11 protein-coding genes are annotated in these 16,248 nt (G+C 53.0%); 4 read left to right on the top strand and 7 right to left on the bottom strand.

The window, feature by feature from the left end; genetic code table 11:
- Positions 1–18 precede the first annotated feature (18 nt).
- Positions 19–1,875: a 30S ribosomal protein S1 gene (locus AB1L42_RS20330; protein ID WP_367060598.1), complete on the bottom strand. Its 1,857-nt coding sequence runs from the start codon at positions 1,873–1,875 to the stop codon at positions 19–21.
- A gap of 416 nt (positions 1,876–2,291) precedes the next feature.
- Here AB1L42_RS20330 and AB1L42_RS20325 point away from each other — a divergent pair, with 416 nt between their 5' ends.
- Positions 2,292–3,476 (top strand): hypothetical protein, encoded by a 1,185-nt coding sequence (locus tag AB1L42_RS20325; protein WP_367060595.1) that lies wholly within the window; start codon positions 2,292–2,294, stop codon positions 3,474–3,476.
- Positions 3,477–3,545: 69 nt separating this feature from the next.
- Positions 3,546–4,610: an acyl-CoA dehydrogenase family protein gene (locus AB1L42_RS20320; RefSeq protein WP_367060592.1), complete on the top strand. Its 1,065-nt coding sequence runs from the start codon at positions 3,546–3,548 to the stop codon at positions 4,608–4,610.
- A gap of 49 nt (positions 4,611–4,659) precedes the next feature.
- Here AB1L42_RS20320 and AB1L42_RS20315 read toward each other — a convergent pair whose 3' ends face one another.
- The 6 genes from AB1L42_RS20315 to AB1L42_RS20290 all read right to left on the bottom strand — a co-directional run bounded on the left by AB1L42_RS20315 (position 4,660) and on the right by AB1L42_RS20290 (position 12,803).
- Positions 4,660–6,795, bottom strand: a complete 2,136-nt coding sequence (locus AB1L42_RS20315) for a DUF1553 domain-containing protein (RefSeq protein WP_367060590.1) — start codon at positions 6,793–6,795, stop codon at positions 4,660–4,662.
- The gene (locus AB1L42_RS20310; protein WP_367060800.1) at positions 6,792–7,346 is read right to left on the bottom strand and encodes a sigma-70 family RNA polymerase sigma factor; all 555 of its coding nucleotides are present in this window, start codon (positions 7,344–7,346) and stop codon (positions 6,792–6,794) included. The genes AB1L42_RS20315 and AB1L42_RS20310 overlap by 4 nt, the downstream gene beginning before the upstream one ends.
- 72 nt (positions 7,347–7,418) lie before the next feature.
- Positions 7,419–8,711, bottom strand: a complete 1,293-nt coding sequence (locus tag AB1L42_RS20305; protein ID WP_367060587.1) for a DUF1501 domain-containing protein — start codon at positions 8,709–8,711, stop codon at positions 7,419–7,421.
- Positions 8,712–8,950: 239 nt separating this feature from the next.
- Positions 8,951–10,594: a DUF1549 and DUF1553 domain-containing protein gene (locus tag AB1L42_RS20300; RefSeq protein WP_367060584.1), complete on the bottom strand. Its 1,644-nt coding sequence runs from the start codon at positions 10,592–10,594 to the stop codon at positions 8,951–8,953.
- A gap of 211 nt (positions 10,595–10,805) precedes the next feature.
- Positions 10,806–11,189, bottom strand: coding sequence for a DNA polymerase ligase N-terminal domain-containing protein (locus AB1L42_RS20295; RefSeq protein WP_367060581.1), 384 nt, complete (start codon positions 11,187–11,189; stop codon positions 10,806–10,808).
- Positions 11,190–11,417: 228 nt separating this feature from the next.
- The gene (locus tag AB1L42_RS20290; RefSeq protein ID WP_367060578.1) at positions 11,418–12,803 is read right to left on the bottom strand and encodes a Gfo/Idh/MocA family oxidoreductase; all 1,386 of its coding nucleotides are present in this window, start codon (positions 12,801–12,803) and stop codon (positions 11,418–11,420) included.
- Positions 12,804–13,047: 244 nt separating this feature from the next.
- Between AB1L42_RS20290 and AB1L42_RS20285 the strand changes: the two genes are divergently transcribed.
- Both AB1L42_RS20285 and AB1L42_RS20280 read left to right on the top strand, forming a co-directional pair.
- A complete protein-coding gene (locus tag AB1L42_RS20285) occupies positions 13,048–14,607 on the top strand; it encodes a PDZ domain-containing protein (RefSeq protein WP_367060575.1) in 1,560 nt (519 codons plus the stop codon).
- The gene (locus tag AB1L42_RS20280) at positions 14,604–16,208 is read left to right on the top strand and encodes a sulfatase (RefSeq protein ID WP_367060572.1); all 1,605 of its coding nucleotides are present in this window, start codon (positions 14,604–14,606) and stop codon (positions 16,206–16,208) included. The genes AB1L42_RS20285 and AB1L42_RS20280 overlap by 4 nt, the downstream gene beginning before the upstream one ends.
- Positions 16,209–16,248: the final 40 nt, after the last annotated feature.

Here is a 16,248-nt window from a genome sequence, read left to right as displayed (position 1 = left end):
CTGGGGTGGATGTTCCGATTACTCCTGTGGTGCGGAAGATTCGTCTTCTGAGTTCTGCTCGGCTGAATCGTCTTCCTGAGCAGACTTGAGCGAGAAGAGAGGTCCTGAAGAGTCTCCCATTCCCCCTTTGAGCTCCTTCGATCCTGGCTCACCTGAAGCGGAGGAAGCACCGCCATCTTCGGGTTCGATTTCAGCATCGAGTTTCATGCTGAGGCCGATTTTTCGATCGCCGGTATCGACTCGCAGAATCTTGACTTCGATTTCGTCTCCAACTTTGACAACGTCTTCGACAGTCTTCTCTTCGTCTCCGCCTGTCACTTCAGAAACGTGCAGCAGACCTTCAAGTTCTTCTTCGAGTTCAACGAACACGCCGAAGTTCGTGATCTTGGTGACGGTTCCTTTGACGATCGATCCAGGCTGGTATTGATCTGGGATACGTGCTTCCCATGGATCGTCGCTCATCTGCTTCAGGCCGAGAGCGATTCGTTTCCGCTCTTCGTCCACCGAAACAACGATACACTCGATTTCGTCGCCCTTCTTGAGCATTTCGCTGGCGTGCGAAATCTTGCGAGTCCAGGACATGTCGCTGACGTGCAACAGGCCGTCGACCCCTTCTTCGAGCTCGATGAATGCACCGTAGTTGGTGAGGTTGCGAACCACACCCTTGACCGATTTCCCTTCTGGGTACTTCTCGGTGACGTTGTCCCAAGGATTCGGCTGGGTTTGCTTCATGCCCAGCGAGATTTCCTGTTTGTCGGTGTTGATGCCGAGCACAACCACTTCGACTTCCTGGCCGATGCTGACCATTTCGTTTGGATGGTTGAGACGCTTCGTCCAGGACATTTCACTGATGTGAACAAGTCCTTCGATTCCATCTTCGAGTTTGACGAAGGCACCGTAAGTCATCACGTTGACAACTTCGCCGTTGACGCGAGAACCGACTGGGTACTTGGTCTCGACGTTTTCCCATGGGCTTGGGAACTTCTGCTTCAGGCCGAGAGCAATCTTTTCTTTTTCACGATCCACGTTGAGGATCATGACTTCGATTTCGTCGTCGATCTGAACCATCTCGGTTGGATGGTTGATACGACCCCAGCTCATGTCGGTGATGTGCAGCAGGCCGTCGATTCCGCCGAGGTCCACGAACGCACCGAAGTCGGCGATGTTCTTGACGACACCCTTGCGGATCTGACCATCTTCGATTTCGGCGAGCAGCTTGCGCTTCATTTCGGCGCGTTGCTCTTCGATCAGACGACGACGTGAGACGACGATGTTTTTGCGAGCATCGTCGACTTTGAGGATCATGCACTCAATTTCGTTACCGACAAATTCGCCGATGTCTTGAGGACGGCGAATGTCGACCTGGCTGGCTGGCAGGAACACGTTCACACCGCGAGCACCGGTGGCTGAGAGTGTTTCGCCGATGTTGACCAGCAGACCACCTTTGATCTTCCGGACAACCATCCCGATGATTGTGTCGCCTTCTGAGTAGCGAGAAACGACCCAGTCCCAGTCTTTCTGGCGATCGGCTTTTCGTTTTGAGAGAAGAACGAGCCCGAAATCGTCTTCGATCTCTTCGAGAAGAACTTCAATGGTGTCGCCGACGTTCGGCTTGTCTTCGTCTTCCGCCCATTCATAGAGCGGAACCATGCCCTCGCTCTTGTATCCAATATCGACGAGAACCTCGTCGCCTTCCACGCTCAGAACTTTACCATGGACGATCTCGTTGACGTCGAACGGACTCGAAGTCTTATCATAGATTCGGTCCATCTTCTCGTCTTCTTCGATGAGCCACTCCCCGAGCTCACCGCCGAGAGCTGCATCCAGCTCTGCATCATCTACTTGAAATTCACGAATGAGGTTACGATCGACCATACTTTAACCTGGGATCCTGCAAACCGCGAACAAAACACACAACCCACCTTGACCAGACGGCCCAACGGAGAAGCCACGCATCTTGTTGTTCTAAGGGTTTTGAAAGGGCGACAGCTCGCCGCGACTCGAATCCAACACAGACTGAATCGCTATCAAGTGTCCAACTGAGCAGCGACCGCGACATGACAACTGCGTCTTGTCTCAAAACGGAAACACCGCTGAAAATTGCGAATCGGGGAGCTTATCATAAGAATAGCTATCGACGCCAGCACGATTTGCAATAATCTGAATGGAGCCTAAGACTTAGGCTGAAGTCCAGACACTCCCGCCCGAACACAACCCGACTGCATGATGCAGGGCCTTTCAGATGCATTCGGTCGATTCAATTCCGAACACGAGAAAAACTGCTCCAATCCATGCAAAACTCCCCATTTGACCAACTTGATCTCCTGAACCCGACCTCCGATAGCGAACACTATCTGAAGCGGCTCGAAGAACTTGTTCGAGAGAGTGGTGATCTTCACAAAGTTTTCGATGTCAAGATGTTGCGGAAGAAGTTCTCGCTCGGATTACCGCTTTCCCGGCCGACTTCCCTGCAGGATGTTCCAGAGCCGTTACGGAAGGAAGTCGAAGAGACTTACGTTGAATCTGCCCGGGAGGTGGGGCAAGCGTTTCTGGAGAAAGGGGAGATTGGATCAGCCTGGATGTACTTTCAGGTCATTCGAGAACCAGGACCAGTCGCAGAAGCGATTGATGCGTTGCCTGATCAGATTGAGGACTACGACAAACAGGAAGAGATCGTCCGCATCGGGCTTTACGAAGGGGTGAATCCGCCCAAGGCAGTCAAAATCATGCTGAACGGGCAGGGAACCTGCAGCACGATTACCGCTCTCGAACAGGGGATGCAGACTCTCTCTCAGGAGTATCGACAAGAGTGTGCGAAAGTCCTTGTGAGGAGCCTCTACTCCGATCTGACGGAATCGGTTCGAAATCACGTACAGCAAAAAGTTCCGATGCTTCCCCCTGGAGAGTCACTCAAGTCCCTGCTCGTCGGACGCGACTGGATTCTGGAAGGTGGGAACTATCATATCGATGTTTCACACTTGAATGCCGTCGTTCGGTTTGCCCGGTCAATTGAAGCTCCCGCCGAAGAACTCAAACTCGCAGATGAACTGGCTCTCTACGGATCAAAGCTCGATCCGTCGCTGCAATACGGAGGCGAGCCACCGTTCGAGGACTTCTATCCCGCCCATCAGCAATTCTTTAACGTCCTATTGGATCGCAACCGTGAGGAGGGGCTCCAGTACTTTCGCGACAAACTCACAGCAGAACCTGATGAGCAGGACCGCCCGATTCTCGCTTACGTTCTCGTCGATCTGTTGATCCGCAGCGGTGAACTCGAAGAAGCAGTCACTGTTTCAGCCAAGTATCTTGCACAGCTGAACGAGGAAGTCAGCATCTCGTTCGACGAGTTGTGCGTTGATGCCAAACGTTTTGACGTTTTGAAGGAAACACGCCGCGAACAGGGTGATCTCGTCGGCTACGCGTCTGCTTGTCTCAGAGATCAACAACCAACTGAAAGTGCGGCAAACAAAGACTGACGAGCGAGCCGCAGCGAAACCCTGAATGTGGTCTGAGCGATCAGAGCTGAGAATTTCAGAAGACGAATCATGACCAAGACCGACTTACTCGAACGCCTCGCGAACTCCGCCGTCGATGTCGACCGTTGTGGGAAATGGCCTCACGAGCAGATCGATTGGCTGAATGAAGCTGGCGTGATGAAGTCGGTTATTCCTGCAGAGTACGGGGGTAATGAACTCGATTCAGAAGCGATGACTCACGAGTATCACGACTTGGCGAAAGCGTGTCTCACAACCTGCTTTATCCTCACTCAGAGAAACGGAGCGTGCCAGCGGATCGCGAGTTCCCCATTTCCGGAAGTTCGAGAAGCACTGCTCCCGTCACTCGTCAGCGGTCAGCATTTTGCGACTGTTGGAATCTCGCACTTAACAACATCACGGCAGTACTTGAAGACTCCGCCGGTTCAGGTTGAGATGTCGAACGATGAAGTGACACTCAACGGACAAATTCCGTGGGTGACCGGAGCTTCTGCCGCAGACTGGATTGTCACCGGGGGAACTTGCAGTGATGGCCAACAAGTCCTCGTAGCCGTCCCTGCGAATCATGAAGGTGTCGAGGTTCAGCCGTTCGTGCAGCTCATGGCCCTCACAGCTTCAGAAACGACTTCCGTCAAGCTGGAGAATGTCACAGTTCCGAGGTCGCTATTGATAGCAGGTCCGACGGAATCGGTTCTCTCGTCCGGATCCGGCGGGGCCGGATCGGTTACGACTTCAACACTAGCACTCGGCGTGATCTCCCGAATGGTCGAGGTGATTGAAGATCAAAGCTCTCGTCGTGAAGAACTGGTCGAAACGGCCGAATTGCTGAAGGGTGAGTACAGCGTCTTGAAGAAAGACTTGTTCGCTCTAGTGAGTCCTTCTGACAGGGATCAACCAGCGAACGCAACGGCCGAGATTCGTCGCCGGTGTAACTCACTGGTGCTTCGAATGACGCAAGCAGCTCTGACGATGACGAAAGGGGCTGGCTACGTAAAAGGGCATCCCGTGGAGCTGGCGATCCGTGAAGCGATGTTCTTCCTCGTCTGGTCCTGCCCGGCGAATGTTGCACAGGGAGTTCTGAACGAACTCACCTGCCGCGAGGTCAGCTTTTCATAGTGAAGACGAAGTCCACTCGCGGACTTGTGGCGAGGAACTTCAAAGACGGTTATCGGTTTACAGAGAATTCACTCGAGTTGAGGTAAGCCCAGTAGAGATCTCGCAGGCTCTCGCCAACAGCCACTTTCGCTGGCACATTCTGAGATGTACGCAAACGAATCTGATTTCGCAGCGTCTTTCGAATCGCTTCAAGTTCCGGTTCAGTCGGATACCGAGACAAAGCTGCGAGGCACAACTCATTGATTCTGTCGGTCTCAGACTTTTTCGGATCGACGACAATGTCTCGCAAGACACGGCTCTGATTGAGATCTGTGGCCTGCTGAACTAGATCTCCATTGATCATCATGAGCGTGTGTGTGATTGACCCGTCAAAGGTTGTCGACTCGCTATTCTCTTCGTTGTCCATGGCAATAAAGAACTGCTGCAACCAGTTCTCTCGCTTTTCGAAAGCGTCTCCGCGAGAGGTTAATTCCTCCGATGGAACACCTGCAGCGATCATTAACGAATTGAAGAGCTGTTCAGCGCTAAATGGCTTGGCATACATTCGGCTGAAGTACGGAATTCCGCCTGCTTCCGGCTCATCAATAGTGCTCTCTTCACTCGCACCGGAAGAAAGCTGATAAGCGTCGGAGAGGCAAATCCAGCGCATCAGTCGTCGCACGTCATAACCCGTTTCCTCGAAAGCCTGTCCCAAGCTGGAGAGCAACTCAGGATGACTGACATTGCTGTGCGGACCCATGTCGTCAACTTCTTGAGTGAAAGCAAATCCGAAGAGTTGCTGCCATGTTCGGTTTACAAACGCAACAGCTAGCTGTGGATTCTGCTCACTTGCGAAGAGGTTTGCGAAGCGTCTACGAAGCGAAACGGATTCTTCAGGGGCTACGTCTTCCCCAGCAAACCGGGGATACGCAACTTGCATCACACCTTGCAATGATTCGTAGTAAGCTGGCTCGAGTTCCGGAGAGACTTCATCCGTTAGAACTCGCTTTCGAACTTTTTCACCACTCTTTTCGTCAGTGACGAGAGTGTTTTGAACTTCCGTTTGTTGGAAGAAGGCGTTGATCTCCCAGAACCGATTCTGACCCCACTCGGCGACAATCGGATGTCGGTGACACTGCGTACATTGCAGTTGCTCACAGAGAAAGATTCTTGCAGTGATTGCGGTCGCTGGGACTGCTTCGTTGTTGAGATGTGCCAGCAAATAGTTTGCAGGTCCGGATTCCTCCGCCGAACCGGTTGCTGTCAGCAGTTCATGAACGGTTTGAGTCCAAGCTCGATTCTCACCGAATTGACGTTCGAGAAACGCAAACAGCTCTTCGCGATCAATTTCTCGCTCGCGCGATCTGCCGACGAGAAGATTCGTCCAGATGGAAGCAAAGTTGTACGAAAACTCCCGGCTGGCGAGCAGAGAGTCAACGAGGTCAGTTCGCTTGTCAGGACTTGAGTCAGTAAGAAATGATTTCACTTCAGCGGGCGTCGGAATTCGGCCAGCGAGGTCGACGAAGACACGCCGGACCCAGTCTTCGTCCGAAGCTCGCGGAGCGGGGTTGAGACCGACGTCACTCCAGCTCGATGCAAGTTGTTGATTGATGAATTCAACCACTGCCTGGTCATCGGCGAAATTCGTCACAGCCGATGGCTGGACTTGAGGCTGATGAGAGTTGTTGACTAAGGTCTCATCGTGTGGCTGAGGTGGCGACCGGTCGGGCAGATGAACCTCGACGATCGAATCGTCCGTTGAGTTGTCCTCGTTGGATGTCGTCTGATCGGGAATCGGATCGTTGTTCTCAACGAGTACGGGAGAGTCTGCGAGACGTTTTCCCGAAACGCGAAGCCAGATTCCTGTCGCTGCCAGCAGAACCAGCACTGACGCAGCGATGGTCGTCATGCGACGCGGAGCCCATTCTCTTTGACGATCTTGTCGACGGTTTTTTTGTGGATGAACAGCTGGCTGAGAGGTAGTAGTTTCTAATTCGTCTGACTCTGGAATTGTCAGGGAGTGTCCACGTCCGGCAGCATCCCAATAGAGGTTGCCATGAAGCTCAAGGTGTTTCAGGTAGAACTGCAGACATTCCGGATCGCTGAGAACGATAGCTTCAAGCCGCGCATAGTCTTCCTGAGTGGCGTAGTCTTCAATGACCGCCTCAGTCAGCTTGAGCAGTTCGTGTCGGATGTGAGTTCTCATGTGGTGACTTCAGCAGCGACCTTTCTTTGAACGCATTCGAGAAGGGCTTTTCGTATTCTTCCGAGAGACTGATAAACAGAATTTGCAGGTCTCCCGAGAGCTTCTGCAAGTTCTTTTCCGGAGTTTCCGGGCTGATATCGCAGTTCAATCAATTCGCGATCCTGGTCGGAGAGCTTCTTCAAGCAATCTTCCAGTGCGCGTTGACGCATCGCAAATTCCTCCGATGTCGTGGAGACCTGCTGTGCGACGGTATTGATGAATTCATCAGAGAACATCAACTTTTCGCGACTCTTCCGCTGTCGCCACTTCATCACTTCAAAGTGAGCAATCTGCCGCGCCCAAGCGAGGAAGTTCGTCCCGGTCTCAAACTGAGACGACTTCGCCCAGATAATCAGATTGGTATCCTGAAGGACTTCTTCCGCAGCTTGAACCTTCCCCAGTTGGGAGAGGATCGACAGATACAATGGCCTCTGTGCCTGAGTGAAGAGCTGGATGAACTCTTCACCAGGGAAGTCAGGTTTCAACGGAGATGCGTCAGGGCTTGTTGTCATATTCAAGAATGGGGGAGCCGTTCCCGGCCCCCCCGATCTGTCACCGCGGCCCCGGTGATTGCTGGGAGTCGATTATCCGATCAGACCCTGGATCGGTTGTCCTCCGTTCACAATCTTCATCGGACGACCTCGCTTGGAGGTGTGGACCGTGTCGAGTGGAATTCGCAGAGCGTGAGCAACAGTCGCCCAAAGGTCTCCGGGAAGGTAACTCTCACTGATAACACGTAGTCCGTCAGCGTCGGTTTCACCAATCGCACGTCCACCGGCGAGTCCACCGCCACCGACCAAGGCTGACCAGCTGGTTGCCCAGTGATCACGACCGACATTCTGGTTGATCCGCGGAGTTCGTCCGAACTCACCCATGACGACGATACAGGTATCGTCCAGCATTCCCCGCTGTTTCAGATCGCGGACAAGTCCGGCGAGTCCGGTATCGAGCATTGGGAGTCGCTGTGTACGAAGTGTGTTGAAGACATCGTTGTGGAGGTCCCAACCGCCCGGGAACTGCACTTCGACGAATGGAACGCCAGTTTGAACAAGTCGACGGGCCATGATCAGCGTGTTGCCGAATTCATGGTTTCCGTACATCTGTCGAACTTCGGCAGGCTCATCGTCTGCTTTGAAAGCTCGCATCTGCTCAGAGGTCATCAGGTTGACCGCTTTGGTATAGACATCTTTGTGTGCCTGACCGATGTCTCCGCGATCGGAGCGAATGAATCCATCTTCGATGGTTCCGAGCATCTGCAGACGCTGGCGGAGTCGCTGTTGATCCATGCCGTCCATGCCGGCGTTCTGGATTTGACCGCGGCGATCAACGACGAATGGAGCGTGAGTCATTCCGAGGAATCCCGGGCTCATGCTGCCGCCACCGATAGAAACAAACGATGGGATTTCGAGTTCTTTCCGCTTGCTGCCCAGTTCGTAGCTGACCACCGATCCGAATGTCGGATGGACAACGGTTGGGTTCGGAACGAATGAGGTGTGCATGTAGTATCGACCGCGTTCATGATCCGCTTCGCGAGTGCTCAGCGAACGGACAACGCTCATGCTGTCCATTTCTTTGGCGATCTCAGGCAAGTGCTCGCAGATTTCGAAGTCACCGCGTGTCGAAATCGGACGGAACTCTCCACCGTTCTTAGAACCTGGTTTCAGGTCCCACATGTCGATGGTCGGTGCTCCCCCTTGCAGCCAGACGAGAATACAGGCCTTCTGATTCTTCTGGATCTGGGCAGCATTGGCTTCCAGCGTGGAGAGGAAGTGAGCCGCTCCCAAGGCGCTGGCCCCACCCAGTGCCATGTGGTTCATGAAGTGCCGTCGGGTCATTCCGGCGTGAGTCGTTCGATCTTTATGGGTTTGTTGAATCATCTTGTCACCTTTGTCACTCATCCTCGGGTGAGGAGTTGTTTGTCACGCGTCCTCGAGTTGAGGAGGTTTCAGTGGCTGTTACTGCTGTGATCACGAAACACAAGGAAGCGTGATCGAATGTTCGGTTTCTGGTCCTCGTAGGCTGTATCCGCCTGGGCTCAATGCTGGGGAAGCATTGGTTTTCAGTGACGATGTCACCGAAAATCTTGGAATGTTTCCGGGGGGCATCGTAAAACCATTTAATGGTTGACGATAAACTCGTTCGAGTTGAGTAATGCCCAGTAGAGATCCTGATAGGCCGTTAAAGGATCGCGACTGAGTTGCATCAGTTTCTTGATTTGGGTGGTTTCGTTTCGGCTGGGCATACGTCCCAAAGCCGAGACAAACAGAGCCTGAATTCGGGCTGAGTCATTTCGAAAACTGCTGTTGCTGAGAACGGAATGCAGATAGCTCCCTTTCTCGGCATCAATCGCTTTTTGCACCAGTGGGCCATTCATCATAAGCAGGGCTTGCGGAATACTTCCGCTGAAGAGTGTGGGTTCGTCTTCTTCATTCCCTCCAAAGATGCGCAGGTAATCCTGCATCCATCGCATACGCTGCTGTTCTGATTGCTCATAATTTCCCGCACCGCTGGCGTGAGCATTCGTTGCGACGAGAAGCGAATCATACAACTGCTCAGCCGTCATCGTTTTGACATACATATGACTGAACAGCGGAACCTCACCAGCGGCGGGGTTATCGAATTCGTTCGCTTCTCCAAACTGGCTGGTTAAATTGTATGCGTTAGTGTTGCAGATCCAGCGGACTAATTGTTTGACGTCGTATCCGCTTTTGACGAATTCCTCGCTGAGACGATCGAGAAGTTCGGGATGGCTGGGAACATTATGGGGACCCATGTCGTCGACAGGTCGTGTGAATCCGTATCCCATAAAGTGGGCCCAGGTTCGGTTCACCATGGCTCGGGCGACGGTCTGTGATTCGTCGTCGTAGGCCATCATTTTTCCGAGCTCTTCGCGGCGATTGATTCCGCGTTCCTCGAAGGTTTCGCCGAGGTAGTTCGGAAACGCAACCTGCACGAGGCCATTCCGCATTTCGTAGTAAACCGGTCCATCGAAATCCCGATACGACAGTTCAGAGTAGTCGTCGACCATCTGTCCCGAAGCAGCGTCGTAGCGCTCGTGGTCAATTCGGCGAGTCTGTCGTAAGAAGCTGTTGAACTCCCAGAACTGATTTTGCTTCCAGTCGTTGAATGGGTGATCGTGACACTGTGTACACTGAACCTGCATTCCGAGCAGGACGCGTGTCAGCTTTGCGGTGGCTTCAACGTGATAGTCTTCGCTGTTTGCGTTTCCTTGAAGCTGTGCGAGGATGAAGTTAACTGCACCGTTTTCTTCGAAGTGTCCCTCAGCTGTGACGAGGTCGTAAACGATCTCGTTCCAGGGGCGATTTCGTGCGAAACTCTCTCGCAGGAACTTCTGCATTCCCGGACGACTGGTGCCGTCGGGGGTGTTTCTACCGATGAGCAGATTCGTCCAGACTCCGGTAAAGTTGCGGACGTAATCGGGATGAGCCAATAGCTCATCAACTTTCACTGAGCGTTTTGTCTCAGATGTGTCGTTAAGAAATGCGTCGACTTCTTCCGCTGAGGGAATTCGTCCGATGATGTCGAGGTACACCCGTCGAAGCCACTCGGCTTCGGAAGCGACTTCGCTCGGCTCAACTTCGTTGTCTTCCCAAGTCTGAGTGATCTGATCATTAATAAACTGGATCAGCGGGTCCGAAGAACCCGTTGAGAATTCGGTTTCTGCTGAGCAAATGCGAGGCAGGGACAACGCTCCGGCAAGCGCTGTGAACATGATGATGTTGTTGATTTTCGGCAACATTTCCCTCTCTCCGCGATGACGACTTTGCCCGGCAGCAATCAGTCTCTTCTGGCAGCGTCTTATGATTCAGAATTGGTGAAGAACAATTTCACCTCTTCTTTTTTCTTACCTCATTCCAGAAAGATATGTTCGTTTCGATTTCCGGAATGCAGTGAACTCAAATTGCCGACGGACGTTTGTTGTTGCGTTTAAGTTGTTATTTAGCAGTGAGTTATCGGTTTGCCTCGTGTGAAGTCCCGGTCTTGCCGAATACGACGACGAAATGGGATTCCGACGAAGAATCAGAGGTTTTCCTGATTCGAACAGGGCCGGAAATCTGCTTTCCAGCGATCTTCAAGTCGAAGTCATCACCCATTTTATGGAAATCGAGGAGTTCACCGCGATCCCAATTAGAGACTTCGCCACGTCCGCCGCTGACAGGACCCTCGTAGTCGAGATAGACGAGGCGGTGAGGAGGAAGCTGTTCCGCAGCGATTTCGACTTCGTATGCCGGCTCGATTGCAAGTCTCCAGGTCAAGAGAATGTTGCCGGACTCAACGAGGAAGTCCCAGTGGAGAAAGGGCCAGTCGTGACGCAAAATTGCAAATCTCGCCATGTCGCCGGTCGATCACTTCCTTCAGCTATCAGGACATTGTTGAAGACGTCAGAACGTCAGTCGAATGAATCAAACGTCAATCTTTGATCGCGGAGATCTGTGATTCTTGCGTTCGTGTCACGTCTGGAAAAGAGAAAAACCTGACCGGAATGGCCAGGTTTTTCTGTCATCATCGATGATGCTCAAGTGCTCTGAGTGTCTGCTCAGATGCAGATTTCAACGAGTCAATTATACGGACACGTTGATTTCGTAGCCTTTTCGTTGTTCACGCTGTTGCATCTGTTGAGCGGTCGAGTCGTTTGTCACGTTCTGTGATTCGGTATCCCATTCGAGGGTTTTGTCGAGTCGAATCGCGATGTTGGCCAGGTGACAGGTCGTCATGGCGCTGTGATGCGTCCAAACGTCGGAAATCGGTTTTTCGCGAGATTGAACGCAATCGAAGAAGTTCTGCATGTGGCTGGTCGGTTGTTTTCCGCCGTAGACCTGCGCGATGGCATCTTCGGGGAGAGGATTCTCCTGAAGGTCTTCGAAGGGCTTGCCCTTGATTCGGGATCGCGAGACGTGGAAGCGGCCTTTTGTTCCTTCGAACAGAATTCCGTTGCCGTCAGGCGAGTTGTTGACGATGTGCATCTCAACACCGTTTTTGAAGACGACTTTGACGTCGAAATCTGTGGCGGCGTTGTAACGGTCGTCCATCTGAGGCATGCCGTCTTTGAACGGAACTGGATGCACGCTCATGATCGGTTCGACGCTCACAGGACCTTGACCAGGACCGTTCTGGTCGATGGCCCATTGTGCGATATCGACGTGGTGGGCGCCCCAGTCGGTCATTTTTCCGCCAGAGTATTCGTACCACCAACGGAATTCATAGTGGCAGCGAGATTTGCCCCAGCGTCCATCCTCTTTGAAGCGGAAGTCGACAACAGGTGCCTGGCCGAGCCATTTTTCCCAGTTGAGACCCTGAGGTACGTCGGCGACCGGAATTGGTCCGCTGTCGCTGGAACCGCCGATGTTGCAGGTGACCTTTTTGACGTCACCGATGCGTCCGTCGCGGATCATGGCGATCGCGGTCAGGAACCGCTGTCCCATTTCGGTACGCTGTTGAGTTCCGACCTGGAAAACTCGATTCGTCTCTTCGAGAACCTTGATGATCTGTTTTCCTTCGTGAATTGTGAGTGTCAGCGGTTTCTCACAATAAACGTCTTTGCCAGCCTGCAAGGCTTCGATGGCGATTTTGGAGTGCCAGTGGTCTGGAGTGACGATGGTGACGATGTCGATGTCGTCCCGTTCCAGGATCTTCTGGTAGTCTTCGTAGACATCAACTTGAGTCGGACGTCCGTTCTTCTTGTGGATGTCCTGGACTTTTTTCTTGCCAGCTTCAGCGTGGTTGGCGTCGACATCGGCCACAGCCAGGCAGTCTGCGAAGTTAAACGAAGCAGGTCCGACTGCATTCCATCGACTTCCGGTTCCGATGCAACCGACGGTCAATCGTTCATTCGGGCTGTTGGAGGACTGAGCCGTTGCGGTATTCGTGGAAAACCAGAGTGGAAGCGTAGTTCCCGCTGCTGCGAGCGATGTGGTTTTCAGGAAATCTCGACGTGACGTCTGCGGCATGAATGGAGTCTCCTTCGCCGTTCTGTTCTGATGGAATCAGATCTTGATTAAGATTTGGATCAAATTTGCGATTACTGAATCGATCCACAGCTTAACGTATCCAACGTGCTGGATGCAAAAACAGCGGACAGAAAACTTCTGGAAAGCGAACTGGCGAGATTGTGGCGACTCGTCTTGGTATTTTCTCAGCGATCGCAACAATCAGGCAATCGTTTCCTATTGATCCGATCATTCAAGGCCCGCCGTGAGACGTCCCGCTGGAGCTTCAAACAGCTTTTTGATTCTGTGCTCGACGCTGCTGTTCTGTCAGACGGTGTGCGCCGCCGGAGATGATGACTCGACCAACAAGACTGGCCGAGATTCTTCTGAGGCTGCCAGCGTGAGTGCTCTGACTGAGTTCGAAGATGCCGTTCAGGAAGTCTTCGCGAACCACAAGTCGGCTGTTGTGGCTGTCGTTGTTCAGTCCGGAAGTTCTCAGAAGCAACAGGAGGGCGAGGAGAACGATCCGTCCGGGACTCAGCCTCGCTTCCAGCCGATTCCTGCACGGATGGGGATCGGTGTTGTTCTGAGCGTGGACGGTCAACAGCTTTCTGTGCTGACCAACGCTCATCTTTTGGAACCGATCATTGAGCGTCGTCATCCGTCGACGAAGTTGTCGCTGCTCTCTTCCGAGGGGGAAATTTCCGATGTGAGCGTGGTCGCTTCTGATCCTCGCAGCGACTTGGCGATTGTGACAGGCACAATTGAAGGCGCTCTTCCCGAGCGAGTTCGACTCGCCTCCGGGAAGTCACTCAAGGTCGGTTCAGTCTGTGTGGCGATTGGAGATCCGTTGCGAATCCGAGATGGGGAGAGCCCGAAGCTGTCTTTGACGGTTTGTCAAAGCTTGGGAGGTCGGCTCAGCCCTGTCGTCTTAACGGACATTTCCGAAAGGTCGATTCACGATCTGGGCACACTGGCAGATGTCGATCTGGGAAAGAGTTTTCAGTGGAGCGGAACTCCGCTCTTCACACTCGATGGGGAACTCGCTGGCCTAATGACGGCACAATCGCTTCCACAACAAAGAGATTCCCGGTCTGCGATGGCGATTCCGATCGGTGAATTTCGGGGTGTCATCGAAAGTCTGCTTAACGGCTATGAGGTCGATTACGGCTTCCTCGGCATTCATCCAGGCGATGCGACCGAAAGTCTGATGCGTGAACTCGGTCCGACAATTCCCAATCAGACGGCAGCCATTATTAACCGGGTTTCGCCCGAATCGCCCGCTGAGCGTGGTGGATTGCAGGTTCAGGATGTTGTCTTGCAAGTGAACGGGCAACCAGTGACGAGCGGGGATGATCTCGTCCGGCTTATAGGATTGGTGGGTGCGGGAAATCAGGCGGACCTGATTGTCTACCGGCCCAATGGAATCGGCATTCTGACGCTCAGCATGATCCTCGGAAAGTGGCCTGCTTTGAACAATCTGCCGATTGTGGCCACTCAAGATCGCGTCCCGGTCTGGCGAGGAATCAGGATCGATTATCCAACAGCTCGGCGAAGCTTTCTGCCTGATCGGTTTTTGTCGCAATTCCCGCGAGGAGTCGTGATTACCAGCATCGAGGATGGAAGTCCTGCTGCGGAAGCGGGATTGCAAGTGGGCCAGTTCGTTGTCAAGTTGGGGGGCCAACAGGTAGAAACACCCGAAGATTTCGAAAAGTTCATACGCGACGCCCGAGGTGAGACGAGGCTCGAACTTTCCGATGGGCAGGAATTTGTCCTCGGCGAATCTGTTTCACCTCCAAAACCGCTCGATGGGAACGAAAGATGATTCAGCGCGCTCAAATTTTATTCACCTTACTGTTCGGAGTATTTCTGAGCGTTTCCGTTTGCGCGGACGATCGTCCGAACATTGTGTTCGCTTTCGCAGATGACCTTGGCAAATATGCCAGCGTTTATGCAGAGCTTGAACCGGGCGGTTTGAGTGATGTCGTTACGACGCCGAACATCGATCGCGTCGCTCAGGAAGGTGTTCTGTTTCAGAATGCGTTCGTGAACGCTCCTTCCTGTACTCCCTGTCGAAGCTCACTGCTCTCCGGGCAGTACTTCTGGCGGACTGGACGGGGGGCGATTCTGCAGGAAGCTGTCTGGGACGAGTCGATTCCGACGTATCCACTTCTTCTGGAGCAGAACGGATATCACATCGGTCATTCAAACAAAGTCTGGAGTCCCGGGACCGTGGCCAATGCTCCCTACGGTGCGAAACGCACGGCGTACAACGGAAACGGAAACAAGTTCAACGGGTTCTCTCAGTACGTTTCGAAACGAGACGACACCGAAGCTGCAAAACAGGAGCTTTATGATGAAGTTCGTGGAAACTTCGCCGACTTCCTGAATGATCGGGAAGGGGATGAACCATATTGCTACTGGTTTGGACCGACGAACTGCCATCGGAAGTGGGTTCAAGGCTCCGGCAAGAAGCTGTGGGGAATTGATCCTGATGATCTCAAAGGGAAGATTCCGCCGTTTCTGCCCGACGTCCCAGTCATTCGCGAAGACGTCGCTGATTATCTTGGAGAAGCAATGGCCTTCGATGCTGGCCTCGGAGTGCTGCTTGATGAATTGGAAAAACGCGGCGAACTCGAAAACACAATCGTCGTCGTTTCGGGGGATCACGGCTTCCCGGGGATGCCTCGCGGAAAGTGCAATCTGTATGATTTCGGAGTTCACGTTCCGCTGATGATTCGCTGGGGAAAAGAAGTGCCAGCGAACCGTGTCGTCGAAGATTTTGTCTGCCTACCGGATCTCGCTCCAACATTCCTTGAAGCAGCTGGCGTCACTCCTCCGGAAGTGATGACAGGTCGAAGTTTGGTTCCGGTCTTGAAGTCCAATGAATCAGGGCAGGTTGATCCGACGCGGGATTCGGTGATTGTCGGTCGAGAGCGACATGTGGCTGATGTTCGAGAGAACGCCTTGCCGTATCCGCAGCGAGCGATTCGGACGCGCGACTATCTGTATATTCGCAACTTCAAACCGGAACGCTGGCCGATGGGTGACGGTCCGGGATACGGAGTCGCAGACTCAGAACTGCCAACGTACGATCAGCTCGCCAACAATACAATGATCGCATTTGGGGACCTTGATGCGAGTCCGTCGAAGGCGTGGTTGACCGTTCGATTGAACGAGCCGGAAATGAAGCCGTTTCTTGATTTCGCTTATGGTCTGCGGCCTGAGGAAGAGTTGTACGATCTGCGAGACGATCCGTTTCAGATGCACAACCTGGCCGGAAATGACGATGATCAAGAGATTAAACAACAACTTTCGGATCGGTTGATGACCGTTTTGAAAGAAACCGGCGACCCACGCGTAACCGGTGACGGTTCGACCTTTGACAATCCACCGTATACAGACAGAGTCCGAGGCAAGCGTTGAGCTGCGAAGAGTGCCTGTCTGCAACCTGACATAGAAAAGA

Origin of the sequence: Thalassoglobus sp. JC818 (genome assembly GCF_040717535.1) — a bacterium.
GTDB lineage: Bacteria > Planctomycetota > Planctomycetia > Planctomycetales > Planctomycetaceae > Thalassoglobus.
This window is presented reverse-complemented; position numbering and strand designations above follow the sequence as displayed.